This is a genomic window from Sphingomonas trueperi (assembly GCF_011927635.1).
Lineage (GTDB): Bacteria > Pseudomonadota > Alphaproteobacteria > Sphingomonadales > Sphingomonadaceae > Sphingomonas > Sphingomonas trueperi.
The window spans coordinates 145,917-172,887 of record NZ_JAATJB010000005.1; the positions used below are offsets into that span (position 1 = coordinate 145,917).

The window sequence follows — 26,971 nt, forward strand, 5'->3', positions numbered from 1 at the left end:
TCAGGCGTGATCGATGACGAGGCCGTCGATCTCGTTCGCGACATCCTCGAACGCGTCGACGATCCGCTCGAGATGCTTGTACAGTTCGCGCATCACCGCGAACTGCAGCGGATCCTGCGGGGCCAGTTCCTTGTAGGCGCGCTTGAGGCCGGCGGCGTGGATGTCGTCGGCATGGCTTTCCATGCGGACGAGGCGCTCGGTCAGCTCGTGCAGCCGGCGACCATTCTTCGCGACGTCGCGCAACAGCGGCATCGCCTCCAGCGTGAGGCGGGCGGCGTCGAGGACGATGCCGGCCATGTCCTTCATCTCGGGCTCGAAATGGCGGATCTCGTACAGGTCGATCGCGCGTACCGTCGCCTGCATTTCGTCGATCGCATCGTCCATCGATCCGATCAGCGCGGTGATCGCGCCGCGATCGAAGGGGGTGAGGAAGGTGACGCGCACCGTCTGGAGCACCTGGCGGGTAATCTCGTCGGCGTCATGCTCGCGCTCGATCACTTCGCGGATATGGTCGGGCCCGCCATGCTGCAGCACCCGCGCCAGCGCATCGGCGCCGGCGACCACCGTGGCGGCATGCGCCTCGAACATCTCGAAGAAATTGCCCGATTTGGGCAACAGGCGTTGGAACCACGCGAACATGCGATTGACCTTTGATTTGTGAACGACGGTGCCGAGCACCCCCATGCGCCGGGTGGCGGCGCGAAATTCCTCGGGCCCGAACGAGCGGATCAGCTCGCGCAGATCGGGCTCGTCGACGGCATTGGCGGCGTCGGCCAGATCGAACCAGCGGCGCTGGCGCTCGCCCTGTTCCTTCCAGGCATCGAGCTCGCGCGTGACCGAGAAGGGAAACACCTCGACATCGGCCATCAGCGAGGCGCCGTTGCTGCGCTTCTTGCGATAGCGATAGGAGCCGAGCGGGGTGGGGCAGATCACGCCCTGCACGCCCGCTTCCTCTTCGGCCTCGCGCACCGCGGCGGCGTGCGCGCTGAGCCCGGCGCCGGGATTGCCCTTGGGAATCACCCAGCGCCCGGTCCCCCGCGAGGTGACCAGCAGCACCTGGGTGGACGCGTCGGCCCCCGATCCGAGGGTACGATAGGGCAAGGCGGCGATCTGGCGAATGGCGAGCGGCTCCGTGGGTGAAGGAAGCGCGCGGTGTTACAAGCTTGGCCGGCGATGGCAAGCGGGGAGGGGGTTCGGGTGCGCCGGACGGCGCGTCAGCCGATGCGTTCGGCGAGCACCATCCGCTTGTCGAACCATTCGAACGCCATCCGGCGGCCCATCGGCAGCACCAGCCCGAACCATTTGCCGCTGGCGTCGCTCGGCACCGCCCAATGGCCCTCGTCGCAGCCGAGATGCCGCGCCTTGCCCGCGTCGCCGGCGACGCCCCAGGCCTTCAGCGCCGTGGCCAGCGTTGCCCGCGCGGCAGCTGGTCGCGGGGCGGCGGCGGGGCTCAGATAGGGGCCGGTGCAGACGTCGCTATGGTCGAACTGGCCATTGTCCGGCCCGTCCCAGCGGATCGCGCCCGAGGCGTCGCTGTTGCCGGTGACGGTCAAGCTCGACCCGACCATGCCCATCTCGTCCTCGAGCGGATCCTGGTTGCCGGGATTATATACCTTGATCACCCGCCATGTGCCGACGATCTGGCAGGGGCTTTCCGGGGCGCCGGGATCGCAGTCCGCGGCGGCCGCCGGCGGGGATGTGGCGGGCGCCGGGGTCGCCGGTGCTGCGGGCGCCGAACGGGCGGCGTTGGCCGCAGCGGCGGCGGGTGCCTGGCGCTCCCCGGCGCCGTCGCCGTTCGCCGCGCCGCAGGCCGCGAGCACCAGCAGGGGAGCGAAGACGAGACGCATGCGAAGTCCTTACCGGCTGGCGTTTACCAGCACATAGCTAACCGACGACTGGCGGCCAAGGCCGGCCAGCAGCGCGTTGAAGTCGCTCGGCCGCAGCGTCTGGCAGCCCGCCGACCCGGTCCCGCCGTTGCCGCCCTGATGGAGCAGCATCGAGCGGCCCGCGCCGCGACGGTCGAGCGTGTCGGCGCCGGTGAAGCGGCCGTCCTGGTTGCTGTCGCGCAGCGCCGTCTGGGTCGCGGTCGCGCGGAAGAAGCGGTTGCCGGCGAAGGTGCCCGCTTGCCGTTCGTAGCGGTAATTGCCCTCGACCAGCCGGCCCAGCTCCTTGCGACCGTCGCCATTGACGTCGACGCCGTAGCCGCGCGCCGCATAGACGCCCGCCGGCTCGGTGTTGCCCTGGAAGACCTGCGCGCGGTAGCTGCCATCGGCCTGGCGCGAGACCAGGGCGATGGTGTCGTCATATTCCCCCCGGCCGCCGCCGGCCTGCAGCGTCGAGTCATGGCGCACCGCCACCAGCACCGCGCGGCCCGCCGCGAGATCGGCGCGCGCCTGCGCATCGCCCGAGCGGTGGATGACCGCCGCGAAGTCCGCCCCGGTGCGCGGCGCGCCTGCCGTCGTGCCCGCGACCGGCGCGGTGCCGCCGGTGGTCGCGGGCGCCGGGCGATCGAACAGCGCGAGCGCCTCGCGCCGTTCGTTGGGATAGCGTTCCTGGGTGATCGAGCGCAGCTGGGCCGCCTCGGCGGGGGTGTAGCTGCCGCTGGCCGCGAGCCCCTGCAGATAGGTGGTGCGCTCGGCATAGATGTTGGAAACCAGCGCGCGATCATAGTCGGGCGAGGCGCGCCCGACCTCGCGATCGGTGCGCTGGATGGCGGCCTCGAGCAGCTGGGGCGCGCGGGCGTGCTGGACCGCGCTCGACCAGGTCGCCTGCTGCACGGCTTCGTGGCGCGTGCGCAGGTCGAGGCCGGTCGCGTCGCGGACCTTGCCGACCGCGGGATCGTAATGGGTGCGCTCGATGAAGGCGTGCTGCGCCGCGCGGAAACCCTGCGGATCGCGCGCCGCGATCGCCTTCCACTGCTGGTTGAAGCTTGCGCTGCCGATGTTCGGGCCCAGCGCCGCCGACCAGCGCGCGCCTTCGTGGCGCAGGAACGACTGGAGCGTGCCGGCCCTGGACGACAGCTGGTAGACGCCGTAGGAGACGCCGCCCGGATCGCCGTTGCCGCTGGACACGGTACCCGGGCCGCGCCCGCCGCTCTCGTAGCGCTCGGAGACGCTGCCGAGCGGCACGGGGGCGCCGCTGGGGTTCGCGCGCTGGCCGCTGGGCTGGGGGTGCGGAACCGCTGCGGCCGCGCCGCCGCCGAGGCGCAACACCTGGCCGGGCTGGATGCGGTTGGGATTGTCGATGTCGTTGATCCGCGCCAGCGTCGCGACATCGGTGCCGGTGCGTGCCGCGATGCCCGACAGCGTCTCGCCCGGCTGCACAAGGTGGGTAGCGGCGGTGGCGGCGCTGTCCGGCAGACGGAGGGTCTGGCCCGCGGCGATGCGGTCCGGATTGCTGATCCCGTTGATCCGAGCGAGCGTCTGCCAATCGGTGCCGAGCGCTGCCGCGATGCTGGACAGCGTGTCGCCTTGCCGGACCGTATAGCGCGGCGGCGGTACCAGCCGGTCGAGCGGCGAGCCGCCCGCCATCAGGCGATCAAGGGGATGGGCACCCGTCTCCGCCGTCGGCGGCGTCGGCGCGCTGGGCGCCCCTTGATTGCCGGTGCGCGTGGCTGCGGTTGCTTGCAACATGCTCGGACCTACTCTTCCCGTCTGCGGAAGCCCTTCGATACAAGGCCTCGCCCGAGCGCCCCATCAACGAATCGATTAGGTCGCGCGCGCCGGCACCCGGCCGCCGGCCGCGACGGCAGTGCCGGCACCCCGACCCGGTCGAGATGATGGCGGCAAATCGCGGTTCTCGCGACGAAATCGCTCTAGAATGGCTCTGTTCGTCAGGGGGCGCGGGGGGACTTTCGTGATCGTAGGTATCGATCTTGGCACGACCAACAGCGCGATCGCGCGCTGGGGGGAGGGCGGACCCGAGCTGATTCCGAACAGCCTGGGCGACGTGCTGACCCCCTCGGCGGTGAGCCTGACCGAGGATGGCGCGGTGCTCGTCGGCCGTGCCGCGCGCGATCGCCAGCCGGTCTATCCGGACCGCACCGCCACTGCGTTCAAGCGGCTGATCGGTACCCAGAAGCCGATCCAGCTCGGCGGCACGGCGTTCACCGCGGAGGAGGTTTCGGCGCTGGTGCTCAAGAGCCTCAAGGCCGATGCCGAGCGCCACTGCGGCGAGGAAGTGACCAGCGCGGTGATTACCGTGCCCGCCTATTTCAGCGACCGCCAGCGCAAGGCGACGCGCCGCGCGGGTGAACTGGCCGGGCTCAAGGTCGAGCGACTGGTCAACGAGCCCACCGCCGCCGCGCTCGCCTATGGCATCGCCGACCGCGAGGACCGCGACCCCTTTCTCGTCTTCGATCTGGGCGGCGGCACCTTCGACGTCTCGATCGTCGAGATCTTCGACGGGGTGATCGAGGTCCGCGCCTCGGCCGGCGACAACCGGCTGGGCGGCGAGGATTTCAACGAGGTGATCGTCGGCATCGCCAAGGAGCGGCTGCGGCTGCCGCTCGGCGCGGCGCACCCGAAGCTGCGCGAGCAGGCGCGGGCGGCGGCCGAGCGCACCCGGCGCGCGTTGAGCGAGGCCGAGGCCGCCACCTTCGACATCGTCTGGCAGGACGAGCTGCTGTCGACCACGATCACCGCCGAGCAGTTCGAGACCGCTGCCGCGCCGCTGCTCGACCGGCTGCGTGAGCCGGTGCTGCGGGCAATGCGCGACAGCAATCTGCGCGCCGAAACGCTGCGCGAGATCGTGCTGGTCGGCGGTGCGACGCGGATGCCGGTCGTCCGCAAGGCGGTGACGCGGATGTTCGCGCGCTTTCCCAACGCCAGTATCCACCCCGATCACGCCATCGCGCTGGGCGCGGCGGTGCAGGCGGGCCTGCGCGAACGCAGGGCGGATCTCGACGAAATTCGGCTGACCGACGTCTGCCCGTTCAGCCTGGGCATCGAGGTGATGACGCGCGATGCGCATGGCAGGCTGCATGGCGGGCGCTTCGCGCCGATCCTCGAGCGCAACACCGTGCTGCCGGCAAGCCGCGTCCACCGATTCCAGACGGTACACGCTCAGCAGCGCAAGGTGCAGTTCGAGATCTACCAGGGCGAGGCCCGGCTGGTGGCGGCGAACATCAAGCTGGGGGAGGTCGAGATTCCCGTGCCGCCACGCGCCGCCGGGGAAGTGATGATCGACTGCCGCTTCACATATGATGTCAGTGGGCTGCTCGAAGTCGACGTGATCGTGCCGGAGACGGGGGAGACGCGGCAGCTCGTCATTGCCGACCAGGAGGTGGATCCTGGCGAGGCGGAGGCGCGCCGCGCGGCGCTCGCCGAACTGAAGATCCACCCGCGCGACCAGGCGGCAAGCCAGGCGCTGATCGCGCGCGCCGAGCGCTGCTACGAGGCATTCATCGGCGATCGTCGCGCGACGGCCGGTGACCTCCTCGCCCATTTCGAAGGGGTGCTCGAAACCCAGGACGGCCACGCGATCGCGGAAGCGGCGGCGATGATCACCCGCAAGCTGGATGCCATGGAAGGGGAAAGATACCTGTGACGAGCCCGTGGGAAACGCTGGGCATTCCGCCGACCGGCGACGTGCGGACGGTCCGCAAGGCCTATGCGCGGCTGCTGAAGACCATGGACCCGGACAGCGACCCGGAGGGCTTCAACGCCCTCCGGCAGGCGCACGACCGCGCGATGCAGCTCGCCGAGTTGCACGCGGCTGCGCCCGATGAAGCCAGTTCCGCCGGCATGTTCGGGGCCGACGAGGACGCGCAGGCGCCAGCGGCGGCAGCTTCGGGTGCGCAGGCCGAGGCTGCGCCCGCTCCTATCGTACCCGAACCGCCGCGAGCGCCGCTGGAGCCGTCCGAGGCGGCGGTCCGCGCAGCCAGGAACGATGCCGCGGCGCCGGTAACCGTGCCACTGCCGTCCCCGCCGGTGATGACACCGTCGGAGGACGCGATCCGTGCGGCGATGGACGACGCCGTCGATCATCCCGCACCGGCGGGAGCCTCGCTGGACCGGCGCCCCGGCGCCGCTTCCGATGCGATGCGGGCGCTGCGCGCCTTGGTGTTCGATCGTGCCCCGCTGTTCTCCCACGTCAAGATGATGGCGCTTGTCGAGCAGATCCTCGGCGACCCGGCGATGCAGAACCTCGAACATGCCGAACAGGTCGAGCGCTTCTTCGCTGACATCATCGTACACGGGGTGCCGCGCAGTGACCCGATGCTCGATCGGGTGATCGGCTATTTCCACTGGGACGCGCCCGCGCTGGAGCTGCGCCGCCCGGATGCGGTCAGCTGGATACTGCAGCGCGCGCAGGACCGGTATTTCGAGGTCGAACAGCGCGTTCAGGATAGCAGGATCCACCGCTGCCTACGCCGGCTTCGCGAGCCGCCGCTCAAGGGCCTGTCGGGCCGGATCGAGAGTTGGTTCGCCGCGCCGCACGTCGAACGGACGATCCTGCAGCTGCAGGTCTATCATCCCACGGCGCTGCATAGCCTGAACCAGGAATCCTATGCCTGGTGGATGCGCCGCATCCAGCAGCAGCACGATGCCGGGTTCCCGTTCGGCGTCCTCTATCGCACGCGCAGCGACGAGATCCGCAGCAAGCGGATCTATCGTGCGGCGATGAAAAGCCTGAGTCTCCTCGCTGTCCCCCTTCTGGTTGGCGGCGTTTACCTCTACGCGCTGTTCCACCCACTGCGTTCCGCCAGCCTCACCGGGGAGCAGCCGACAGTCTTGCGCCCCGTAGCCGCGACTCCGGTGCCGCCTTTCGAGGATGTGGACCATGATCTCGACATGGTGCTGTATCAGTATAGTGGCGGGGATCTGACCGCGGCCGAGGTGCGCAACGTCAACCCGGCCCTGTACGCGCGTCTCACGCGCGAATGGACGGCGGCCAAGGGGCAGCAACAGGCCGGACCCGCGGTCGCATTCCAGGTGCTGATGACGGCCACCGGCGGCGTGCTGAGAGATCTGCTGGGGCGCGCGGTGACGCGCGACGACGCGTTGCTGCTCGATTATGCCGGTCACTACGAGTCCCGTCTTCGCTGGGCGGAGCGCGCCTCGCCCGAGGAATGCGTCGCGGTGCTCTCGGGCCAGACGGTCGGTACCACCCCGACGCAGCTTCTCGTGGCGTGGAGCCGCCTCCTCACGCGTGCGGTGCGCACCGGCACGCCGCCGGCGGAGGGCACCTGGAAAGCCGGAACGTTCACGGCGCCGCCCGACATTATCGAAGATGCCATGCAGCGGGCGCATCTGGATCGCGCCGTATTCGCGCGTGCCATGCAGCGCAAGGGGCCGGCCATGGGCGTGTGCAACGCACGCATCGGGCTGATCGATGCTGCCCTTGTCCGCAGGGACAAGGCGGGCCTCACGCTCCTTCGCGCGTTGCTGGGCAGCTAGAGAATTTTGAAGTTGACCGTGTACGGTCAACGACTCGGAAAATACGGCAAACAAACATCTAGAGCGTCTTCACCCATGGTGAAAACGCTTTAGCCGGCCGCAGGAGGTGTCGCAGCACTGGCGATGGGCATGCTGCAGCCATGCCTTCGCCTCCGCCCGCGGGAGCGCAAGCAACACGCCAAAAGGGCCGGGATCGCGCCCGGCCCTTTCGCTTTTCTCCGATCGCGTGCCCGATCAGAACTCGGCGCGCACCCCGAACAGGAAGGTGCGGCCGTAATAGTTGATCTCGCCGAAGCGGTTGGGATCGTCGTTATAGGTGTAGAGCTTGGCGCCCGACAGGTTGATCGCCTCGACGCTCAGCTGGACGTTGGGCAGCAGCTTGTAGGAGATGCTGCCGTCCAGCGTGCCGAACGGCGCGGTGTAGCTCGGTGCCTGGGTGGTGCTGCCGGTGCCCGAGAGATACCGGTCGCGCCATACATAGGAGAGGCGGGTCGCCAGCGGGCCCTTCTCGTAGAAGCCGACGACGTTGAAGCTGTTCTTCGACAGGCCGATCAGCTGGTCGACGATCGGGCGCGCGCCGGCGGTGTAGTTGGCCTTGACCGAGGTGTGGGTATAGCTCGCCTGCATGCCCAGCCCGTCGAACGGCGCGGGGAGGAAGGTGAACACCTGGTTGTAGCCCGCCTCGACGCCGTACACCTTGGCGTTGCCGCCATTGACCTGGGTGGAGAGCAGCACGGTGCCGCGGCCCGGAATGTCGATATTGACGTTCTGCGCGGTGATATAGTCGTCCATCGCCTTGTAGAACACCGCGCCGGTCAGCGCGCCGCGCGGATTGAAATACCATTCCAGGCCGCCGTCGAACTGGGTGGCGAGGAAGGGCAGCAGCTGCGGGTTGCCGCCGCCCGCCGTCGGGGCGTCGGTGGAGACGGTGATGCGCGGCGCGCTGTCGGTCACGTTGGGGCGGGTGAGCACCCGGCTCGCGGCGAAGCGGGCGACCAGCGTGCTGGTCAGCTCGGCCTTCAGGTTGAAGCTCGGCAGCCAGTCGTTGAACGTCTTGGGATAGGCGACCGGGCTGGTGTTGTTGCCGGTGCGCAGATAGCCCGTCGCGTTCTGATCGGTATGGACGTAGCGGATGCCGACATTGCCGAGAATGTCCACGCCGCCCAGCATCGTGCCGTAATCGAGCCGGGCATAGGCCGAGGCGGTCTTCTCGGTGGTCTTGAACAGCGAGGCCTTGTCGCCGGCAGTCAGCGGCGCGTTGGCGATCGTGTCGTTGAACAGCGCGTTGTAATAGCCCGCGGTGACCGGCACCAGGAAGGTGCGGGGGAGGTTGCCGCTCACGCCCGAGAGGAAGTCGTCATACGGCAGCTGCTGGTACGCGCCGGCGCCGAGCGAGGTCAGCGGCGTGCCGGCGGCCGGCGTGATGTTATAGTCGCGGCGCCAGTAATCGCGCTTGCGCCAGTGATATTCGGCGCCGACCGCCACCTTGCGGAGGAAGCCGCCGACATCATAGGCGGTGTCGAGCCGGGCGAACTGGTCCCAGTCCTTGCTGTTCTTCGGCGCGATGTTGAAGGTGTAGAGCTTGTAGTTCGCCGGGTTGGTGAGATCGACCGGGGTCGTCAGGGTCGGCAGGACCTTGTAGCCGCCCGAGGCATCGTAGGTGAGCGGCGCGGTCAGGAAGGCGCGGCTGCGCACGGTGCCTTCGGCGTTGCTCGGGTGGAAGCTGTGCGCCGACGACCAGTTGAGGTTGGCGGTGACGTGGAACCGATCGTGGTTCCAGCTCTGCTTGAGGCCGATGGTCAGCAGGTCGTGGCGGTTGAGGCTGTATTCGCGGCTGGCCATGAAGCGGACATTGTTGATCGTCGCGCCGGTGACGGTGGTGCCGCTGACCTTGTAGCCGGGCTGGATCACGGTGCCGGGATCGTCCGGATAGATGTCCATGCCGAACTCGTCATAGGCGACGTCGAGCCGGGTCGCAAGCACGTCGAGGCTGGTCTCGAGCTCGGGGGTCGGGCGCCACTGCGCCGAGACGATGCCGGAGATGCGCTTGCGATCCTCGGTCTCGATCGTCGGGCGGGTACGGGTGGGGGTGTAGAGGCCGGCGGGGAGCTTGCCCTGCGCGTCCGTCAGATACTTGTCCTTGTTCCAGCCGAAGTTCATGAAGCGATCGTTGCGGACCGCCTTGCCCCAATATTGCGCGCCGACGAGGATGCCGAAGCTGTCGCCGAAGGTGTGGCTGCCGATCAGCGTGGCGTTGGGCTTCACCTTCTCGGTCTGGGTGGTGTAGGTGCCGCGGAGGTTGGCGGTGACCTTGTTGCCGACATCGAACGGGCGGAAGGTACGCACGTCGATATTGCCGCCCAGCGCACCCTCGGTCATGTCCGAGGTGGGGGTCTTCACCACGTCGATGTTCGCCACGAACTCGGCGGGCAGCATTTCGAAGCGGAACTGGCGGCCGTTGGCGCCGCCATTCTCGATCAGGTCGTTGAGCGCGACCGGGCGGCCGTTGAGCAGCGTGCTCTGGAACTGCGGCCCGAGGCCGCGGACGCTGACGTACAGGCCTTCACCGCGCGGCCGCGTGATCGCGACGCCGGTGACGAGCTGGAGCGCTTCGGCGACGTTCTGCGCGGGGAACTTGCCGATGTCGGTCGAGCTGATCGAATCGAGGCCATATTCGGCGCGGCGCTTCGCCTCGGTCGCGGCGGCGAGGCTGCGGGCATAGCTGCCGTTGACGACGATCTCGTCGGTGCCGGCGGTGTCGTCCTGCGGCGGGGTCGTTTGGGCATAGGCCGGGGCGAGCGTCGCCAGCATGAGGGCGAGCGCCGAGGTCGCGCGAAGCAGCGCGGGATGCGGTTGCATGATGGAATCTCCCTGGACCCTTATTGGTCTTGTGGGAGCGCCCCTAACGAAGAGTCGGAACGACGCCGTGTCGGTTTGATTGCAATGTGGTGAAACGGGAGCGAGGATTTGTTACCGTGGCGTTACGGTGGTGACGTACTCTTGCAAACGTTTGCTTGTGGTTTCTGGTGGGATGTCCCTTCCCGCCGTCATCCCGGCGAAAGCCGGGATCCATTCGCCACGCCGATCCAGCAAGCGCCACGTCGGTGACCCCAATGGATCCCGGCTTTCGCCGGGATGACGGTTGGGGGGGCGAGGAGGCGTGATCCGCCGCACTCGCCCTTGCCACCCTCACCCAACCCTCTCCCGCAGGCGGGAGCGGGCTTTGCATGCAAAAAGGGCCGGGGATCGCGCCCCGGCCCTTTCCGTTTGTCTTGTCCCGAAGGATCAGGCGGCGGCGACTTCCGCCGTGTCGACCTTCACGCCCGGGCCCATCGACGAGGACAGCGCGACCTTCTGGAGGTACTTGCCCTTGGCGCCCGCCGGCTTGGCCTTGACGACCGCGTCGACCAGGGCGTCGAAGTTGCGGCGCAGGTCTTCGTTCGAGAAGCTCACCTTGCCGATGCCCGAGTGGATGATGCCGGCCTTTTCGACGCGGTATTCCACCTGACCGCCCTTGGCGGCCTTCACCGCTTCGGCGACGTTCATGGTCACGGTGCCGAGCTTCGGGTTCGGCATCAGGCCCTTCGGACCCAGCACCTTGCCGAGACGGCCGACCAGGCCCATCATGTCCGGGGTGGCGATGCAGCGATCGAAGTCGATCTTGCCGCCCTGGATGGCTTCCATCAGGTCTTCGGCACCGACGACGTCCGCACCGGCGGCCAAGGCTTCCTCGGCCTTGGCGCCGCGGGCGAACACGCCCACGCGCACGGTCTTGCCGGTGCCGGCCGGGAGCGTCACGACGCCGCGGACCATCTGGTCGGCGTGGCGCGGATCGACGCCGAGGTTCAGCGCGACTTCGATCGACTCGTCGAACTTGGCGGTCGCATACTGCTTCACCAGCGCGATCGCTTCATCGACGCCGTGCAGCTTCAGGGGATCGACGCTCCAGCTCTTCTGCTTCTTGGTCAGCTTTGCCATGGAATCAGCCCTCCACCACTTCGAGGCCCATCGCGCGGGCCGAACCTTCGATGATCTTCGTCGCGGCTTCGATGTCGTTCGCGTTCAGGTCCTTCATCTTGACCTGGGCGATTTCCGACAGCTGCGAACGCTTGATCTTGCCTGCGACGACCTTGCCCGGCTCCTTCGAGCCCGACTTCAGGTTGACGGCCTTCTTGAGCAGATAGGTCGCCGGGGGCGTCTTGGTCTCGAACGAGAAGCTACGGTCCGCATAGACGGTGATGACGGTGGGGAGGGGCGTGCCCTTCTCGACGTCACCGGTCGCGGCGTTGAACGCCTTGCAGAATTCCATGATGTTCACGCCGCGCTGACCCAAGGCAGGGCCGATAGGCGGCGAGGGGTTTGCGGCGCCGGCAGCCACCTGCAGCTTGATATAGCCGGTAATCTTCTTAGCCATGTCACTCTCTTTCAAGTCGAGCGGTACAAGCGACGGCCAGAAGCCGCCTCCCGCATGGTTCCCGAGCTGTGTGCTTGGAAGCGCGCGGCCTTAGCGGAATGCGGCGCGCGGGGCAAGGGGGGGCGCGGTGCGCGGCTCGTCCGCTTCCGCCCCAGAACCGGACGTTCAGCCGCTAATCACCCGATAGTTCGGGTGACTGTCGAATCGAGAGGCGAAAGCTTCGAAGTCTAAGTCGCTCGGCCGCAGAACGGTAAGGTTTCTAAGGGCATCGTGAATGGTCGAGGACACATAGTGTTGAACCGAGCCGATAATATCATCCAGGATGCCGTCGAAATCGCTTTTCTCTGCCCAATCTTCTATGCGAGAATGTATCTCGTTATACTCTCGCATATTGCATCCACCGTTTATGTGAAATGATTTGGCGCCAGGCCTTACTTCGGCAGGCCATTGTGCGATCACTAGGTTGAACGCCTCCCAAAGTGTACTTCTTGGCACATCCAGAACGTCCACGCGCAGCCTCCTGAGGTGGGGTATAGCATATCCGGAACGGCAGCTTCCCACCCACTTTGAGTCATTCGCTGCTCACGCAGGAGGCCGTTAGCACCGCATCGCAGCTTTAGCTTTTCCCACGTTCTGAAACTGCAGGATGCAATTCCGCCGTGTGCCCCGCTTCCGCCCCGCCGATATCGCCCTCGGCCACCCATTCGCGCCACAGCAGCACCAGCGCCGCCATCACCGCGGGGCCGACGAACAGCCCGAGCAGCCCGATCGTCTCCACGCCGCCGAGGATGCCGATCAGCACCCAGACGAAGGGGAGGCGCGTCGTGCCGCCGATCAGGCTCGGGCGCAGGAAATGGTCGATCACGAAGTTGAGCGCATAGCCGATCGCGCCGACGAGGATCGCCGCCATCACCGCCCCCTTGGCGAGCAGCAGCAGCAGCGCCAGCACCAGCACCACCGCCAGCCCGAACGGGATGATCGAGGCGAAGCCCGAGAACAGCCCGAGCAGGATCGGGTGCGGCACCCCGCCGATCGCGAACAGGATCGCCATCAGGATGCCCTGCGCGAGCCCGAGCAGCACCATCCCGTCGACCGCGCCGCGCACCGCCGCGAAGATCTGCCGGCCGAGCCGGTCGCCTGCGTCGCCGAACGCGCGGGTCGCACCGCGCTCGAGCTGGCGGACGATGTTGTCGCGGTCGCGCAGCAGGAAGAACAGCACGACCAGCGTGAAGGCGAACACCACCACCCGGCGGATCAGGCTGTGGGTGAAGGCCTGCGAATGGCTGCGCCATAGCGACTGGTCGAGCCGGCCGAACTCGGCGGCGGCGGCCTCGGGGGTGGCGAGGTGGAGGTTCCACCAGGCGGTGACCTGCTCGCGGCCCCAGGGCAGGCGCGCGACCCAGTCGGGCAGCGGCACGCCGTGCGCGCGCGCATCCGAAATCCAGGCGGCGACCGACTGCGCCTCGACCAGCGCCTGGCTGATCGCGATCGACAGCGGGATCAGCACGACCAGCAGGACGGCGAGGGTGAGCAGCGCCGCCACGATGGTCGGGCGACCGGGCATCCGCGCGCTCAGCCACACCCGCAGCGGCTCGACCCCGATCGCGAGCACGCCGGCCCAGAGGATCGCCGGCACGAACGCCATGCCGATCCACAAGGCGGCAGCGGCGATGGCGGCGGCGAGCACCACGCGCGCGCGGGTCTGGGCTTTGGTCGTGTGCTGCATTGGGTCCCCCGAGGTTCGGCGCGGACAGTGGCGAGCCGCGGCGGCGCTGGCAAGCGGTGGGCCGTGCGTCGCCGCGATGAACCAATCAAGTCCTTCAGGGGTTTAACAAATCTCCACGCCGCCGGGAGGGATCGGCGGGCGTGGGACGTCAGTATATGAGAGGAATGGGCATGAAACGCATCATCATGGCCGTCGCGGCGCTCGGGCTCGCGACGACGGGGGCGGCTGCGCAGAGCAGCGGCCAGTCCGGCTCGCACAACCCGGTGGTGAAGGACGGCACGGCGCACCATGTCGCGGCGCCCGCCAAGGGCCGCAGCTCCTTCACCGAAGACCAGGCCAAGGGCCGGCTCGCCAAGGCGGGGTATACGGACATCGCCGGCCTGAGGGGCACCGAGAACGGCGCCTGGCAGGGCATGGCGATGAAGAACGGCAAGAAGGTGACCGTGACGCTCGACTACAAGGGCAACATCACCGCGCGCTAACCCCACGAGATCTGCAGGAGAAATGCGATGAGCCGGACCATTACCCGTCTGTTCGACGATTATTCGGATGCCAAGGCCGCGGTGAACGAGCTGGAGCGGCTGGGTGTGCCGCACAGCGATCTCAGCATCGTCGCCAACAACACGCATGGCGACCATGACGTGAGCGACGTCAACGCACATGGCGACGTCAGCCGTGGCGCCTCGACCGGCGCGGCGCTGGGCGGCGTCGGCGGCCTGCTTGCGGGCCTCGGCCTGCTGGCCATTCCGGGCCTCGGCCCGATCGTGGCGGCCGGCTGGCTCGCCTCGACCGCGGCGGGTGCTGCGATCGGCGGCATCGGCGGCGCGGCCACGGGCGGCATCGTCGGCGCGCTCAAGAATGCCGGCGAGAGCGAGGAGGACGCGCATGTCTATTCCGAAGGCGTCCGCCGCGGCGGCACGCTGGTGAGCGCGCGTGTGGAGGACTCGCTGGCGCCGGAAGCCGAGGCGGTGCTCAACCGTCGCGGCGTGAATGCGGCGACGCGCGGCGCGGCCTATCGTCAGTCGGGCTGGACCGCGTTCGACGACAAGGCGCCGGCCTATACCCGTGACGAGATCGAGCGCGAACGCAGCGCCTATCGCGAGCCGACGGTGATTTGAGTCGTCGCGCTTCGTTTCAAGGAAAGCCGGGGGGGCTCCCCCGGCTTTTTTGTGTCGCCGCCATTTCGAGGGCGGCACCCGCGCGGTAGGATGCGCGGCATGACTGGCTACGATCCGCTCGATTTCCCGGCCCGGTCGGCGCTCCGTGGGCGCCATGCCCGCTTTGCGATCGTCGCGGGGGGTGCGCGGCGCTACGATCCGCAGGTCGGCGTATTCGCCGCCCTCGACGCGCCCACGCCGGACGCGCTGGCGGGGCTCGCCGCGCTCGTCGCGGCGCAGGGGGATGTCGCGTTTCTGGAGGCCGAGGCGCCGCCGGCCGTGCCGGGGCTGCGCGTGGTGTCCCAGGCTCTCGGCGTGCAGATGGTGGGCAAGGATCCGCGGCCGGGCACCCTGCCGGAGGTGTGCATCCGCCCACTCGGCGAGGGCGATGCCGAGGCGATGCTGGCGCTTGCCACCCTCACCGAACCGGGGCCGTTCTTCGCCCGCACCCACCAGCTGGGGACCTTCCTGGGGATCGAGCAGGACGGTCGTCTGCTCGCGATGGCGGGCGAGCGGATGAAGCCGGACGGGTTCACCGAGATCAGCGGCGTGTGCACCCACCCGGATGCGCGGGGGCGCGGCTATGCGCGGGCACTGATCTCCGCCGTTGCCGATGCCATCCGCGCGCGGGGCGAGGTGCCGTTTCTCCACGCCTATGCCAGCAATGCGGGTGCGATCGCGCTCTATCGGTCGCTGGGTTTCGTGCTCCGGCGCGAGGTGCAGATGACCCGGCTGGGGGCCGACGAGACGCGCTGAGCGGCGGATCGCGCAACCAAAAAAGCCGGGGTTGGGCCCCGGCTTTTTCGTGTTCGTGGTGGCAAGGCCCGCAGGCGCGGATCACTTGACGCGTTCGACGTCCTCGAAGCCCAGCTCCAGCGGGGTCGCGCGGCCGAAGATCGAGATCGAGACCTTCACGCGGTTCTTGTCGTAGTCGAGCTCCTCGACCACGCCCGAGAAGGTGGCGAAGTTGCCGCTGATCACCTTGACCGTGTCGCCGATGTCGAAATCGACCTTCAGCTTGGCCTTGGGTGCCGCGGTGGCCGCTTCTTCCTTGGTGTTGAGGATGCGCGCGGCTTCCGCCTCGCTGATCGGCTGGGGCTTGCCCGAGCTGCCGAGGAAGCCGGTCACCTTCGGCGTGTTCTTCACCAGGTGATAGACGTCGTCGTTCATCTCGAGCTTGGCGAGCACATAGCCGGGGAAGAACTTCCGCTCGGACTGGATCTTCTTGCCGCGGCGCACTTCGGTCACCGTCTCGGTCGGCACTTCGACGGACTCGACGAGGCGATCGAGGCCCAGGCGGGTGGCGTCGGCCAGGATCTGGTCGCGGACCTTGCCCTCGAAACCGGAATAGGCGTGGATGATGTACCAGCGCGACATGCTTGTTGGTCTTTCCTTACTGCGCGAGGCGGAGGAGGGCGTTGACGATCAGGTCGAACAGCGAGTCGATGCCGAGGAAGAAGCTGCCGAGCAGCGTCGTCATGATCATCACCATCACGCCGGTCATGATCGTCTCGCGGCGGGTGGGCCAGGCGATCTTGCGGGTCTCGGCCTGGACCTGCTTCACGAATTCGACGGGGCTGGTCTTCGCCACTGGGGCTATCCTCGTGTGAAAAATGGCGCTTCGGGCATGGGTCCGCTGCCCGGTCCTTCCCAGGAACCGGTGCAATCCACCCACGCTTTCGGCTAGGGGGCTGTATCTAGAGGATCGGCGCTAGTTGTGCAAGCGTGGCGCAAACGAAGCGCTCAGCGCTGCTTCAGGCCCCGCACGCGGTGCCAGATGTAGAACGCCACCAGCCCGACCAGCACCACGCCGATCAGCGCATCGGCACTGTGGAACGCGGCCTTCATGCGCGGATCACTGTCCCACTTTTCGCCGAGGGTCATGCCCACCCAGGCGAGGCCGAAGCACCAGGGCCAGCTGCCGATAAAGGTGTAGACGTGGAACGGCACCAGCTTCATCCGCGCGACGCCCGCCGGGAAGGCGATGAACGAGCGGATCACCGGCAGCAGCCGGCCGATCAGCACCGCGATGCTGCCATAGCGCGCGAAGAAGCGATCCGCGGCGTCGATCTCGCCGGGGCCGATCAGCACGTACTTGCCCCAGCGCAGCGCCAGCGGGCGCCCGCCATGCTTGCCGACCTCATAGGCGACGATCGAGCCGAGGTTGCAGCCGATCGCACCGGCGGTCGCCGCCAGGTAGAGATCGAACCGGCCGGTCGAGACCAGATAGCCCGCGAACGGCATGATGATCTCCGACGGCAGCGGGATGCACGCGGATTCGATCGCCATCAGCACGGCGATGCCGAGATAGCCCCCGCTCGAGATGACCCAGATGGTGAAGGTGGCAAGGATGCCCAGAATCTTTTCGACCATGTGCGTGTGGTTGGGGCAGGCAGGCGATTTTGGGAAGCCGCTTTTTTTGCGCGGTGCAGCGAAAAGCGCGCCGGGGTTGGCGTGGGGGAAGGGGTCTGATAACCCGGAGTAAATCGGACGAACGGAGAGGGGTGCGCGCATGACGATCGAAACGTCGCGACGGGGGTTTCTTGCCGGTACGGGCAGCGGCGCGGTCGCGATCGGCGGGCTTGGCGGCGGGCTTGGCGGGGGGCTGGGCGTGCCGCTTCCGGCGGCGGCAGAGGCGGCCCCCGCGCTGGCGGCACCGGCCAGGCTCCAGCCGTTCGACATGGCGGACGTGACATTGGGCGAGGGGCCCTTCCTTCATGCCCAGCGCGCGACCGAGGCCTATCTGCTCCGGCTCGAGCCCGACCGGCTGCTCCACCAGTTCCGCGTCAATGCCGGGCTCAGCCCCAAGGCGCCGGCCTATGGCGGCTGGGAATCGGACCCGCTCTGGGCCGACATCCACTGCCAGGGGCATACGCTCGGCCATTATCTCTCGGCCTGTGCGCTGGCGTTCCGCTCCACGGCCAAGCCCGAGTACCGCCAGCGCATCGACTATATCGCGACCGAGCTCGGCGCCTGCCAGGACGCGGCGAAGAGCGGCCTCGTCACCGCCTTTCCGGACGGCGCGGCGGTCGTCGCGGCGCATCTGCGGGGCGAGAAGATCAGCGGCGTCCCATGGTACACGCTGCACAAGGTCTATGCGGGGCTGCGCGACGGCGCATTGCTCGCCGACAGCACCCCCGCCCGCGCGACGCTGCTCCGGCTCGCCGACTGGGGCGTGGTGGCGTGCCGGCCGCTCTCCGACGCCCAGTTCGAGGCGATGCTGGAGACCGAGCATGGCGGGATGAACGAGATCTATGCCGATCTCTATGCGATGACCGGCAAGGCGGACTATCGCACGCTGTCGCAGCGCTTCTCGCACAAGGCGCTGCTGACCCCGCTGGCGAAGGCGCGCGACCATCTCGACGGGCTCCACGCCAATACCCAGGTGCCCAAGGTGGTCGGCTTCCACCGCGTCTACGAGGCGACCGGCGATGCGTCGTACCGCGACGCCGCGGCCTTTTTCTGGAAGACGGTGGCGGAGACGCGCTCCTTCGCCACCGGCGGGCACGGCGACAACGAGCATTTCTTCGCGATGGCCGATTTCGAGAGCCACGTCTTCTCGGCCAAGGGATCGGAGACCTGCTGCCAGCACAACATGCTCAAGCTCACCCGCAGCCTGTTCCTCCACGAGCCGCGCCCCGAATATGCCGATTATTACGAGCGGACCCTGTTCAACGGCATCCTCGCCTCGCAGGACCCGGACAGCGGCATGGCGACCTATTTCCAGGGCGCGCGGCCGGGATACATGAAGCTCTACCATACCCCCGAGCACAGCTTCTGGTGCTGCACCGGCACCGGCATGGAAAACCATGTGAAATATCGGGACTCGATCTACTTCCACGACGATCGTGCGCTCTACGTGAACCTGTTCCTGCCCTCGACGGTGCGCTGGCGCGAGAAGGGCGCCGAGCTGGTGCAGGAAACCCGCTTCCCCGAAGAGCCGCGCACGACGCTGCGCTGGAAGCTGGCCAAGCCGACCGACCTCACGCTCAACCTGCGCCATCCCCGCTGGAGCCGCACCGCCACGCTGCGCGTCAACGGCCAGGTCGCCGCACGCTCGGTGGCGCCGGGCAGCCGGATCGAACTCGCGCGGCGCTGGCAGGATGGCGACACGGTGGAGCTGCAGCTGGTGATGGAGCCTGGCTTCGAGAGCGCCCCCGCGGCGCCCAACGTGGTCGCGTTCACCTATGGCCCGCTGGTGCTGGCGGGCGCGCTGGGGGCGCAGGGGCTGGCGAAGGGGGCGGACATCGTCGTCAACGAGCGCGAATATGGCCGCTACAATGACGGGCCGGTGCAGGTGCCGGTGCTGGCGGGCGATCCGGCCACGCTGGCGGCGGCGATCCGGCCGGGCGCCAGGCCGCTCGAGTTCACCCTCGCCGCGGCCGACGGCGCCCCGGTGCGGCTGATCCCCTATCACCGCATCGCGCACGAGCGCTACGCGACCTATTGGAAGCTTGCCCCCGCGCAGGCCTGACCGGAGGGGCGGCGGCCATCACGCGCCGCCCCGGCGCAACAAATAATTGTCCGGAATCGGCGGGCTGTCCGTCTTCTCCATGAACGCACCCGCCTGGGCGCGCCGCAGCTTGGCGCGCGCCCCTGGTCGTGCCCCTCGATTACCGGAATCTCCAGGTCGCGGGCGGTCCCTCGCGGCCGGACGAACGTAACGCGCAGCCGCTCTGGGACCTGCATGGAGATCGTATGACCAAGGGACGTACAACCGCCACCACCCGTCATCTTCTGCCCAAGGCGGCGCTCGCCGCGCTTGCCGTGCTGCCCTTCCAGGCGGCGCATGCGCAGGGCTGGCCCGCACCCGTCGCGCCGCTGCCGGAGCTGGCCACTTCGCTCGACAAGCGCTTCCAGCCGGCGCTCGATTTCGACACCGATGTCTGCTTCAACGTGCCTGCGGTGAACGCGTCGGGCGCGATCAGCGCCAAGGCCTCGACCTACGCGACCAAGCCGCCGGCTTCGTGCCGCAACCCCGACTATCTGCGCACCAGCAACGCCTATGTCCGCGCCCGCTGCAACAACGGCTATTGCGCGCGGGTCTATGCCTATTTCTGGCAGTCGGACTTCTCGCACGCCTATGACTGGGAGACGATCATCGTCTGGACCACCGATGCGGGCACCAACAGCGCCGTCGTTGGCGTCACCCGCGGCGCGCATGGCAAATGGGAGACGCGCGCGACCAAGGACGGCCAGCTCCGCTTCCAGACCGACGCGAACGGCGGCCAGCATGTGAAGATGGTCTTCCACTACGAGACCTGGGGCTTCTCGCACCTGTTCCGCTTCTCGAAGACCGACAGCGGCGACGAGCCGCCCGAGAACGGCACCGGCAGCTGGGTGGTGCAGCCGCTGGTCAGCTGGAACGGCTATCCCTCGCTCGCCGTGCGCAACGCGGTGGCGAACTACGATTTCGGCAGCGGCAATTTCGAGATCAAGGATGCGCGCTTCGCCGGATCGCTGAAGGCGGCGCTCAACACCGGCATCACCCCGGGCTTCAACCCGGACGTCGATTCCGGGGCCAACTCGCCGGGCTGCCCGGCGGGCTCGACGATCTGCTGATCGGGACGGTCCCCCGCGTCGCCTTCGGGCGGCGCGGGGAACTCCGGCATGGGAAAGATGACATGAAACAGATGCGGCTGCTGGTCGCCGGCGCCGCGCTCGCGGCTTTGGCGATAGGCTATGGGCTGCTCGGCAAGGCGGGGTCGGCGCCGCCGCCGGTGGCGCAGGGCGTCGTCGCCGTTTCCGCCCGGCCCGAAGCGGCGCCGCGCGTGCCACCTTTGGCGGCGGCTCCCATCGCGATCGGCGCGGCGCCCGCGCAGGTCGAGACGCAGGTCCGCCTGGCCTATCCGCTGTTGCGCGACGTGGCGTTCGGCTGCGACGCGCGCGGCTGCGCGATCACTGCGACGATCCCGCCGCCGACCGACGAGGCCTTTCTCGAGAAGCGGCAGGCGATGCTGCTCGGCGGGCTGGCGCACACGGTCGAGGCGCTGGGCTATGCCGCCAGCGGACCGGTGCAGATGGAGGAGGTCTCGGAAAACCTGTTCCACATCCGGCTGGCCGTCGCGCAGGGACGCCCGCGCGGCTGAACGGCAAAGGGCGGCAGCGGGGTGTCCGCTGCCGCCCTTTTGCCAGCGCCCCGCTCTGGGCCGTCATCCCGGCGAAAGCCGGGATCCAGTCGCCTCTCGGTGTCGGCAAGCGCCGGTACGGAGCCCCCAATGGATCCCGGCTTTCGCCGGGATGACGAAGGGATGGGGCGTCCGTACCGGCTCGCCTCCGTGCCTCAGAACTCCGCGCTGAAGCCCAAGGTGAAGGTGCGGCCGCTGGTGGTGTAGACCACCCGCCGCGCGATCGCGCCGCCGGCGAACTGCTGGATCGGCTGGTTGGTGAGGTTGATGCCCTCGGCAATCAGGCGAATGCCCGGGCGCAGGTTCACATGCGCCTGGAAGTCGATATTGTGGGTGCCCTCGATCCAGTCGCCGACATTCCCCACCGTGCCGAGGCCGGTATAATATTTGCTGCGATAGGCGTCGGAGACGCGGATGCCCCAATCCTTGTCCTCGTAATAGAGCGTCGCGTTCGCCGCCCATTTCGAGAGGTTGAACAGCGGCAGCGTCACAAACGTGTTGCCCACCTTGCCCTGCTGCTTGCCGTCGAACCAGGTGCCGTTGGCGGTGACGCCGAGGTGATCGAACGGCCCCGGCAGGAAGGTGAAGTCGTGCTGCACGGCGACTTCGACGCCCTTGATGTCCGCGCCCGGGCCGTTGATCGGCTGGCTCACGTCATAGGGGGTGTTGGCGTCCTGGCCCTGGATCAGCAGCGACAGCGGCAGGCCGGTCTGGCCATAGGGGATCGTCGTCGTGCTCGGCGAGATATAGGTGTCCATGTTCTTGTAGAAGAAGCCGATCGAGGCGAAGCCCTTGCTGTCCATGTACCATTCGAGTGAGGTCTCGACCGAGGTCGCCTTGAAGGGCTTGAGGAACGGGTTGCCGAGGCTGAGGCTGCCGCCATTGGGGCGGGTGGTGATCGACCCCGCCGCGGCGAGGTCGCCCAGGCCCGGGCGGTTGATGTTGCGATCGGCGCTGAGGCGGAACACCAGCGTCCTGGTCAGGTCGAGCGCCAGGTTGGCGGCGGGCAGCCAGCCATGGTTGTTGTCCTTGATCACCACCGGCACGAAGGCGGTGCCGACCGCGAGATTGCCCGACGAGGTGAGGTCGGTCGAGAAATAGCGCACCCCGGCATTGGCGCGTAGCCGCATGCCGCCCAGCATCGTGTCCAGATCGAGCTGGGCGAAGCCGTTCCAGGTCTTCTCGTCGACCTCGTAGTCGCTGCCGGCCTGGAGATTGGCGGCGGTGAGATCGCGCTTGTCGCCGATCGCGGCATAGACGCCGTCGACATTGCCGACGATGTACTGGAGCAGCGTCTTGGGGCCGACCAGCTGCTTGAGGTCGTTCGACACCGGAATGTTCGCCGGCACGTTGTGGAACACCTTGTTGGCCCAGGTATAGCCGCTGTTGGTGAAGTGCTTGTAGGCGCCGCCCGCCTTGAGGATCAGCCCGTCGCCTAGGTCATAGTCGGCGCTGAGCTTGCCGTTGGCGTAGCGGTTGACGATCCTGTTTTCCTGCACGTCGAGCCGCTGGACGGTCCACAGGTTGGGATCGGTGAGGGTGATGCCATAGCTGTTGACCGGGATCTGCGGCCGGGTGTCGTAGCTGAACGCGGTCTGCTTGGCCTCCATGAAGACCTTGTCGAACACCGGCTGGCCGAAATCCGATTCCTCATAGCCGCCAAGCGCGCGCAGCGTCAGCCGGTCGCTCAGCTTCCAGCTGAGGTTGGCGACGCCCTGGTAGAAATCGGTGTGGTTCTCGACGATGTGATGCTCGGAGCGCAGGTCGATGCCGGTATAGCTCGCCGCGCGCAGGGTGTTGGTGCCGTCGATCACCGCGCTGCGGATCACCTGGGTGCCGTTGACCGTCGAGCCGGTCAGCGGGTTGCTGCCCGCGGTGGCCAGCGCATAATCGTCGCGATGGTCCCACAGGCGGCCGTAGAGGAAGTCGACGTCGAGCTTGAAATTCTCGCCCGGATGGTACTGGACCGACGAGGTGACGCCGAGGCGCTGGCGATCGGTGTACCAGGTCGAGGGCGATTGCGCGGTCGGCTGGTAGACGCCGGCGAGCAGCTTGGCGCGGGTATCGGCGTCGATCTCGGGGCCGATGTTCTTCGCGGCATATTTGGTCGGGCCCCAGCCCCAGTTGCGATAGCCGTATTCGTTGCTCTTGATCTTGCTGTAGGCGACCGAAACCAAAGCCCCCCAATCGCCCGAGCGGACCGAGGCGAGCGCCACCGCGCGCGGGGTCACGCCAGTGGCGTTGCTGTTGGTCTGGCCCTTGGCCGAGACGACGAACTTGTTGCCGCTATAGTCGAACGGCTTGGCGGTGGTGAGCTGCACCGTGCCGGCCAGACCGCCCTCGTCCTGCTCGGCCGCATAGGATTTCTGCACCGAGACGCGGTTGAACAGTTCCGAGGCGAACAGGCTGTAGTCGAACGAGCGCGAGCGGCTGACCGAGCCGCGATTGTCCATGCCCGAGGCGGTGTTGCCCAGCACTTCCATGCCGTTGAGCTGGGTGCGGGTGAAGTCGGCGCCGAGGCCGCGCAGCGCGATCTGGCGGCCCTCGCCGGTGTCGCGGGTGATGGTGATGCCCGGCACGCGCTGGAGCGATTCGGCCAGGTTCAGGTCGGGAAAGGCGGCGATATCGGTGGCGACGATGTCGTCCTCCGCACCCACCGCGCGGCGCTTGAGCTCCTGCGCGGCGGCGATGCTTTCGCGATAGCCGGAGACGACGATCTCGGCGTTATCCGGATCCTGCGTGTCGGTCTGCGCGGCCTGCACCGGCGCCGCGGCGACGGCGACGGGCGCTTCGCTGCGGAGGGTGCGGCGCGGGGCCGGGGCGGCGGCGCGCGACGGGGTCAGCACGACGATGCCGCCATGCACCGCGGCGCTGAGGTTCGAGCCGCGCAGCAGCTTGTCGAGCGCGGCGCGAACGCTCAGCGCGCCGCGGACGCCGGCGGTGCGGCGGCCGGCGACCGCGCTCGGCGCCACCACCACCTGCAGGCCGGTCGCCTGCGAGAATTGCGAGATCGCCGTGCGCAGATCGCTTGGGCCGATGTCGAACCGGCGCTGCGCCGCCATCGTCGCATCGGCGGCATGCGCCTGCGCGATCGCGGGCGCTGCCAGCAAGATGGCGAGTGCCATGCGTGAAATCCCCTGGATGCGTGTCATGGTTGGTCTTCCCTCCGCTCCGGCGCACGTGCGCCGCTAGCGAGGAAGACGAGGGCAGATCAGCTTCCGGACAAAAGAATTTTGTTACGGTTCAAGGTCATGGACGTGACGGATTGGCGTCGTCGACGGTGGCTTCCAGCCGCAGCTCGCCGCCGGTGCGCGTCGTGCGGAAGCCATAGGCGAGCCCCATCGCGTCGAGCAGCGCCTGGGGCGAATCGAGGCGGAACCGGCCCGACACGGCTAGGCCGCGCAGGCTGGGCGGGGGCGGGGCGATCAGCGGCCCGCCGCGGCGGTTGAGCGCGTCGACCAGGTCGCCGAGCGGCATCGCGTCGATGTCGAGCCAGCCGTCGCGCCAGTCCTTCTGCGCGGCGTCGAAGCGGGTCGGCGGCTGGGCACGGCCATCGGCGAAGCGGGTCCGCCAGCCGGCAGGGACGATCACCGCCGCGGCTGCATCGCCGAAGCGCACCCTGCCGCGATAGACGGCGAGGCGGACGCCGCCCGCGGCGATGTCGATATCGAAGGCGGTGCCGAGCACCTGGGTCGCCGCGCCGCCCGCGTGCACCGTGAAGGGGCGATCGGGCAGGTGGGCGACGTCGAAATAGGCCTCGCCGCGCTGCATCGTCACGCTGCGGCGATCCTCCTCCAGCGTCACGTCGAGGCTGGTCGCGCCGTTGAGGTGGACCGAGGAGCCGTCGGCCAGTTTCACGTCGAGCATCTGGCCGCGGGCGGTTTCGTAATGGAGCGGGGCAGGCGCGGCGGCGCGGTACCAGCCCGCCTGCCAGCCGCCGATACCGAGCACTGCCGCGATGCCGAGCAGGCCCCCGGTGCCGATCGCGGTGCGGCGGCGGGTGCGCAGTGCGCGGATCTCGGCGTCGGACAGGCGCGGCAGCTGCGCCATCGCATCGGACAGCGCGCGATCGTCGAGCATCGCCTGCACCTCGGCGGCGGCGGGGGGCGGGGCCTCGCGCAGCACGGCCTCGTCCTCGCGCATTGCCCAGCGGGCGGCGTCGTGCAGCGCGGCGCGGCGGGTGGGGTTGAGGCTCATCGCGCGGCGCCGCCCGGCAGGCCGCGGCGCTCGAGCGCGGCGCGGAGATCGGCGACCGCGCGGACGCAGTGCTTCTCGATCGCGGCGGGGGTCATGTCGAGATCGGCGGCGATGATCGCCACCGCCACGCCGTCGAGCCGGCGGCGCAGGAAGATCTCGCGGCGGAGCGGCGGCATCACCTTGAGCGCGCGGACGAGGATGTCGACGCGCTGGCGATAGTCGAGCACTTCCTCGGCGCGCGGCTGGGCGCAGGGGATGTCCTCGGCGAGCTCGGCGGGGCGGGGCGCGGCACGCAGGCGGCGGAAATGGTCGAAGACGAGGTTGCGGGCGACCGCGAAGCAGAAGGCGCCGACATCGGCGACGCTGCGCGAGCGGCGATAATCGTACAGCCGGATATAGGTTTCCTGGACGATGTCCTCACCGTCCTGCGAGTCGCGCAGCCGCGCCTGGACGAAGCGGAACAGCGCGTCGCGCAGCGCCACTTCCTCCGATACCGCGCGGCGGTGCGCGGCCAGGCTGGTCAGCTCGTTCATCGCCCCATCCTGCCCAAGGGCGGATTCGGGGCGCACAACCCGCTTGTCGCCATGGCGATTCGCCCCCTTTCATCCTGAGATCGCCCGCGTTTCGCGCAGGGCTAGCGGCTCTGGATGAAGCTGGCGTGACAGTCTGGCGTTAGGAGGTGCGATCCCGAGATCGCGCGATCAGCGCGGCATCGGCCTTGTCGATCATGTGGAGGAGATTGTCGAACTCGGCGCTGGTTTCGATCCGATAGCAACGGCTGAGATTGTTGCCGTACCGCTCGATGTCGCGTTCGGTAAGAAGGGCTATGGCCACCACGGGTTCCCCTTCAGGCATGTTGCGACAAATCCAATTCCCAGAACTAACCTTGATCCAACGTTCGCTTCATCGAAAGTTTCCAGCCATTTACGCTGGTTCGTAGCGGTCGCGGTGGATAATGCGCAGGTGCCGCGCGAGAACAATGCTGGCGCGACGAGACCCGTGCTTTGAAGGACGAACCGAGCCCCGTTGCGCCGGTCCGGCTTTCGGGCAAGGGAGGGGGCGCACGCAACAGGAGGCATCATGGCGCGACCCGGGTCGAAGAAGACCTATTCCGCCCCCGCGATCGAAAAGGGCTTCGAGGTGATCGAACTGCTCGCCGGCCGGCCCGAGGGCGCGCTGGTCAGCGAGATGGCGGCGGATCTCGGCCGCTCGGTGGGCGAGCTGTTCCGCATCGTCGTGGTGATGGAGCAGCTCGGCTATCTGCGCCGCTCCGAGGCGACCGATCGCTATGCGGTGGCCTACAAGCTGCTCGACGTGGCGCTGCGCGCCACGCCCTCGCAGGACCTCGTCCGCGCGGCGATGCCCGAGATGCAGATGCTGGCGCGCGACACGGTGCAGTCGTGCCATCTCGTCGTCGCGAGCGATGGGCACGGGCTGGTGGTGGCGCGCGAGGAATCGCCCGCCACGCGCGGCTTCGCGCTCAAGGTGGGCGCGCATATCGATCTGCTGCGCAGCTGCTCGGGGCAAGTGCTGCTCGCCTTCTCCAATCCCGACCTCGTCGAGCGGATGGTCGCTGCCGCCGAGGCGGAGCAGGGGGCGCCGGTGGATCGCGACTGGCTCGCCGAGCGGCTGGTGACGGTGCAGCGGCAGGGCCATGACAGCCGCGAGAGCCCGGTCACCTTCGGGGTGACGGACATCAGCTTCCCCGTGTTCGGCTTCGATCGCCGCATCGTCGCGGCGCTGACGATTCCCTTCCTCGCGCTGATCGACGGATCGCAGGTGATGGACCGCGACGCAGCGCGCGAGAAACTGCGCGCGGCCTGCGCCCGGATCTCCGAACGGCTGGGCTACCAGCCGGCTTGAGGCCCTCGCCCGCGCAAGCGGGGAAGGGAACCGCGCCGCGCAGCGACGTGGTGGAGGAGGCAAGGCCCGACCTGCGAGATTGAAAG

General features: G+C 68.3%; 24 protein-coding genes. 9 read left to right on the plus strand and 15 right to left on the minus strand.

Annotated elements, in window-relative coordinates; translation table 11 throughout:
* From GGR89_RS10200 to GGR89_RS10210, 3 genes are all read right to left on the minus strand, one after another.
* Nucleotides 1–1,101 (minus strand): DUF47 family protein, encoded by a 1,101-nt coding sequence (locus GGR89_RS10200; RefSeq protein ID WP_206431207.1) that lies wholly within the window; start codon nt 1,099–1,101, stop codon nt 1–3.
* Between the two features lie 113 nt (nt 1,102–1,214).
* On the minus strand, nt 1,215–1,847 hold the full coding sequence (locus tag GGR89_RS22030) for a hypothetical protein (RefSeq protein WP_206434248.1): 633 nt from the start codon (nt 1,845–1,847) through the stop codon (nt 1,215–1,217).
* A 9-nt stretch (nt 1,848–1,856) separates the two neighbouring features.
* Nucleotides 1,857–3,632, minus strand: a complete 1,776-nt coding sequence (locus tag GGR89_RS10210; protein WP_164542596.1) for a LysM peptidoglycan-binding domain-containing protein — start codon at nt 3,630–3,632, stop codon at nt 1,857–1,859.
* 223 nt (nt 3,633–3,855) lie between these two features.
* Here GGR89_RS10210 and GGR89_RS10215 point away from each other — a divergent pair, with 223 nt between their 5' ends.
* On the plus strand, nt 3,856–5,547 hold the full coding sequence (locus GGR89_RS10215) for an Hsp70 family protein (protein ID WP_125972044.1): 1,692 nt from the start codon (nt 3,856–3,858) through the stop codon (nt 5,545–5,547).
* Entirely contained in the window at nt 5,544–7,400 is a 1,857-nt protein-coding gene (locus GGR89_RS10220) for a J domain-containing protein (protein ID WP_125972046.1), read from the plus strand. Before GGR89_RS10215 ends, GGR89_RS10220 begins: the two co-directional genes overlap by 4 nt.
* 234 nt (nt 7,401–7,634) lie before the next feature.
* Here GGR89_RS10220 and GGR89_RS10225 read toward each other — a convergent pair whose 3' ends face one another.
* From GGR89_RS10225 to GGR89_RS10245, 5 genes are all read right to left on the minus strand, one after another.
* Nucleotides 7,635–10,259, minus strand: coding sequence for a TonB-dependent receptor (locus GGR89_RS10225; RefSeq protein ID WP_125972048.1), 2,625 nt, complete (start codon nt 10,257–10,259; stop codon nt 7,635–7,637).
* 426 nt (nt 10,260–10,685) lie between these two features.
* A complete protein-coding gene (gene rplA, locus GGR89_RS10230) occupies nt 10,686–11,378 on the minus strand; it encodes a 50S ribosomal protein L1 (RefSeq protein ID WP_125972050.1) in 693 nt (230 codons plus the stop codon).
* A 4-nt stretch (nt 11,379–11,382) separates the two neighbouring features.
* Nucleotides 11,383–11,814 (minus strand): 50S ribosomal protein L11, encoded by a 432-nt coding sequence (gene rplK, locus GGR89_RS10235; protein WP_125972052.1) that lies wholly within the window; start codon nt 11,812–11,814, stop codon nt 11,383–11,385.
* A gap of 165 nt (nt 11,815–11,979) precedes the next feature.
* The gene (locus tag GGR89_RS10240; protein WP_125972054.1) at nt 11,980–12,324 is read right to left on the minus strand and encodes a hypothetical protein; all 345 of its coding nucleotides are present in this window, start codon (nt 12,322–12,324) and stop codon (nt 11,980–11,982) included.
* Between the two features lie 106 nt (nt 12,325–12,430).
* Nucleotides 12,431–13,540: an AI-2E family transporter gene (locus GGR89_RS10245; RefSeq protein ID WP_125972056.1), complete on the minus strand. Its 1,110-nt coding sequence runs from the start codon at nt 13,538–13,540 to the stop codon at nt 12,431–12,433.
* Between the two features lie 170 nt (nt 13,541–13,710).
* Between GGR89_RS10245 and GGR89_RS10250 the strand changes: the two genes are divergently transcribed.
* The 3 genes from GGR89_RS10250 (at nt 13,711) to GGR89_RS10260 (ending at nt 15,453) form a co-directional block, all read left to right on the plus strand.
* Nucleotides 13,711–14,022, plus strand: coding sequence for a hypothetical protein (locus GGR89_RS10250; RefSeq protein WP_241213529.1), 312 nt, complete (start codon nt 13,711–13,713; stop codon nt 14,020–14,022).
* A 27-nt stretch (nt 14,023–14,049) separates the two neighbouring features.
* On the plus strand, nt 14,050–14,658 hold the full coding sequence (locus GGR89_RS10255) for a general stress protein (RefSeq protein ID WP_125972060.1): 609 nt from the start codon (nt 14,050–14,052) through the stop codon (nt 14,656–14,658).
* A gap of 99 nt (nt 14,659–14,757) precedes the next feature.
* Nucleotides 14,758–15,453 (plus strand): GNAT family N-acetyltransferase, encoded by a 696-nt coding sequence (locus tag GGR89_RS10260; protein ID WP_125972062.1) that lies wholly within the window; start codon nt 14,758–14,760, stop codon nt 15,451–15,453.
* An 81-nt stretch (nt 15,454–15,534) separates the two neighbouring features.
* Here GGR89_RS10260 and nusG read toward each other — a convergent pair whose 3' ends face one another.
* From nusG to GGR89_RS10275, 3 genes are all read right to left on the minus strand, one after another.
* Nucleotides 15,535–16,074, minus strand: coding sequence for a transcription termination/antitermination protein NusG (nusG, locus tag GGR89_RS10265; RefSeq protein ID WP_121078389.1), 540 nt, complete (start codon nt 16,072–16,074; stop codon nt 15,535–15,537).
* 16 nt (nt 16,075–16,090) lie between these two features.
* Entirely contained in the window at nt 16,091–16,288 is a 198-nt protein-coding gene (gene secE / locus GGR89_RS10270; protein ID WP_125972064.1) for a preprotein translocase subunit SecE, read from the minus strand.
* A 152-nt stretch (nt 16,289–16,440) separates the two neighbouring features.
* Nucleotides 16,441–17,070: a DedA family protein gene (locus GGR89_RS10275; protein WP_125972066.1), complete on the minus strand. Its 630-nt coding sequence runs from the start codon at nt 17,068–17,070 to the stop codon at nt 16,441–16,443.
* A 139-nt stretch (nt 17,071–17,209) separates the two neighbouring features.
* On the opposite strand from GGR89_RS10275, the gene GGR89_RS10280 reads away from it, so the two are divergent.
* The 3 genes from GGR89_RS10280 (at nt 17,210) to GGR89_RS10290 (ending at nt 20,786) form a co-directional block, all read left to right on the plus strand.
* On the plus strand, nt 17,210–19,171 hold the full coding sequence (locus tag GGR89_RS10280) for a glycoside hydrolase family 127 protein (RefSeq protein ID WP_125972068.1): 1,962 nt from the start codon (nt 17,210–17,212) through the stop codon (nt 19,169–19,171).
* A gap of 224 nt (nt 19,172–19,395) precedes the next feature.
* Nucleotides 19,396–20,259, plus strand: a complete 864-nt coding sequence (locus GGR89_RS10285) for an NPP1 family protein (protein ID WP_125972070.1) — start codon at nt 19,396–19,398, stop codon at nt 20,257–20,259.
* Nucleotides 20,260–20,321: 62 nt separating this feature from the next.
* Nucleotides 20,322–20,786 (plus strand): hypothetical protein, encoded by a 465-nt coding sequence (locus tag GGR89_RS10290; RefSeq protein WP_125972072.1) that lies wholly within the window; start codon nt 20,322–20,324, stop codon nt 20,784–20,786.
* Between the two features lie 194 nt (nt 20,787–20,980).
* On the opposite strand, the gene GGR89_RS10295 is transcribed toward GGR89_RS10290, so the two are convergent.
* The 4 genes from GGR89_RS10295 to GGR89_RS10310 all read right to left on the minus strand — a co-directional run bounded on the left by GGR89_RS10295 (nt 20,981) and on the right by GGR89_RS10310 (nt 25,856).
* Nucleotides 20,981–23,950 carry a TonB-dependent receptor gene (locus GGR89_RS10295; protein WP_245201628.1) on the minus strand — a complete coding sequence of 990 codons (2,970 nt, stop codon included), beginning with the start codon at nt 23,948–23,950 and terminating at the stop codon, nt 20,981–20,983.
* 124 nt (nt 23,951–24,074) lie between these two features.
* A complete protein-coding gene (locus GGR89_RS10300; RefSeq protein ID WP_125972076.1) occupies nt 24,075–25,022 on the minus strand; it encodes a FecR family protein in 948 nt (315 codons plus the stop codon).
* Nucleotides 25,019–25,555 carry an RNA polymerase sigma factor gene (locus tag GGR89_RS10305; RefSeq protein WP_125972078.1) on the minus strand — a complete coding sequence of 179 codons (537 nt, stop codon included), beginning with the start codon at nt 25,553–25,555 and terminating at the stop codon, nt 25,019–25,021. The genes GGR89_RS10300 and GGR89_RS10305 overlap by 4 nt, the downstream gene beginning before the upstream one ends.
* A 139-nt stretch (nt 25,556–25,694) precedes the next feature.
* Entirely contained in the window at nt 25,695–25,856 is a 162-nt protein-coding gene (locus tag GGR89_RS10310; RefSeq protein ID WP_164521827.1) for a hypothetical protein, read from the minus strand.
* 246 nt (nt 25,857–26,102) lie between these two features.
* Between GGR89_RS10310 and GGR89_RS10315 the strand changes: the two genes are divergently transcribed.
* Nucleotides 26,103–26,885, plus strand: coding sequence for an IclR family transcriptional regulator (locus GGR89_RS10315; protein WP_125972080.1), 783 nt, complete (start codon nt 26,103–26,105; stop codon nt 26,883–26,885).
* Nucleotides 26,886–26,971: the final 86 nt, after the last annotated feature.

What these genes read in the sequence shown, in the direction of transcription:
- GGR89_RS22030 (WP_206434248.1), bottom strand. Translation starts at nt 1,847, where the DNA reads ATGCGTCTCGTCTTCGCTCCCCTGCTGGTGCTCGCGGCCTGCGGCGCG.
- GGR89_RS10210 (WP_164542596.1), bottom strand. Translation starts at nt 3,632, where the DNA reads ATGTTGCAAGCAACCGCAGCCACGCGCACCGGCAATCAAGGGGCGCCC.
- GGR89_RS10225 (WP_125972048.1), bottom strand. Translation starts at nt 10,259, where the DNA reads ATGCAACCGCATCCCGCGCTGCTTCGCGCGACCTCGGCGCTCGCCCTC.
- rplA (WP_125972050.1), bottom strand. Translation starts at nt 11,378, where the DNA reads ATGGCAAAGCTGACCAAGAAGCAGAAGAGCTGGAGCGTCGATCCCCTG.
- rplK (WP_125972052.1), bottom strand. Translation starts at nt 11,814, where the DNA reads ATGGCTAAGAAGATTACCGGCTATATCAAGCTGCAGGTGGCTGCCGGC.
- GGR89_RS10245 (WP_125972056.1), bottom strand. Translation starts at nt 13,540, where the DNA reads ATGCAGCACACGACCAAAGCCCAGACCCGCGCGCGCGTGGTGCTCGCC.
- GGR89_RS10250 (WP_241213529.1), top strand. Translation starts at nt 13,711, where the DNA reads ATGAAACGCATCATCATGGCCGTCGCGGCGCTCGGGCTCGCGACGACG.
- GGR89_RS10255 (WP_125972060.1), top strand. Translation starts at nt 14,050, where the DNA reads ATGAGCCGGACCATTACCCGTCTGTTCGACGATTATTCGGATGCCAAG.
- GGR89_RS10260 (WP_125972062.1), top strand. Translation starts at nt 14,758, where the DNA reads ATGACTGGCTACGATCCGCTCGATTTCCCGGCCCGGTCGGCGCTCCGT.
- nusG (WP_121078389.1), bottom strand. Translation starts at nt 16,074, where the DNA reads ATGTCGCGCTGGTACATCATCCACGCCTATTCCGGTTTCGAGGGCAAG.
- GGR89_RS10275 (WP_125972066.1), bottom strand. Translation starts at nt 17,070, where the DNA reads ATGGTCGAAAAGATTCTGGGCATCCTTGCCACCTTCACCATCTGGGTC.
- GGR89_RS10280 (WP_125972068.1), top strand. Translation starts at nt 17,210, where the DNA reads ATGACGATCGAAACGTCGCGACGGGGGTTTCTTGCCGGTACGGGCAGC.
- GGR89_RS10285 (WP_125972070.1), top strand. Translation starts at nt 19,396, where the DNA reads ATGACCAAGGGACGTACAACCGCCACCACCCGTCATCTTCTGCCCAAG.
- GGR89_RS10290 (WP_125972072.1), top strand. Translation starts at nt 20,322, where the DNA reads ATGAAACAGATGCGGCTGCTGGTCGCCGGCGCCGCGCTCGCGGCTTTG.
- GGR89_RS10295 (WP_245201628.1), bottom strand. Translation starts at nt 23,950, where the DNA reads ATGGCACTCGCCATCTTGCTGGCAGCGCCCGCGATCGCGCAGGCGCAT.
- GGR89_RS10300 (WP_125972076.1), bottom strand. Translation starts at nt 25,022, where the DNA reads ATGAGCCTCAACCCCACCCGCCGCGCCGCGCTGCACGACGCCGCCCGC.
- GGR89_RS10305 (WP_125972078.1), bottom strand. Translation starts at nt 25,555, where the DNA reads ATGAACGAGCTGACCAGCCTGGCCGCGCACCGCCGCGCGGTATCGGAG.
- GGR89_RS10315 (WP_125972080.1), top strand. Translation starts at nt 26,103, where the DNA reads ATGGCGCGACCCGGGTCGAAGAAGACCTATTCCGCCCCCGCGATCGAA.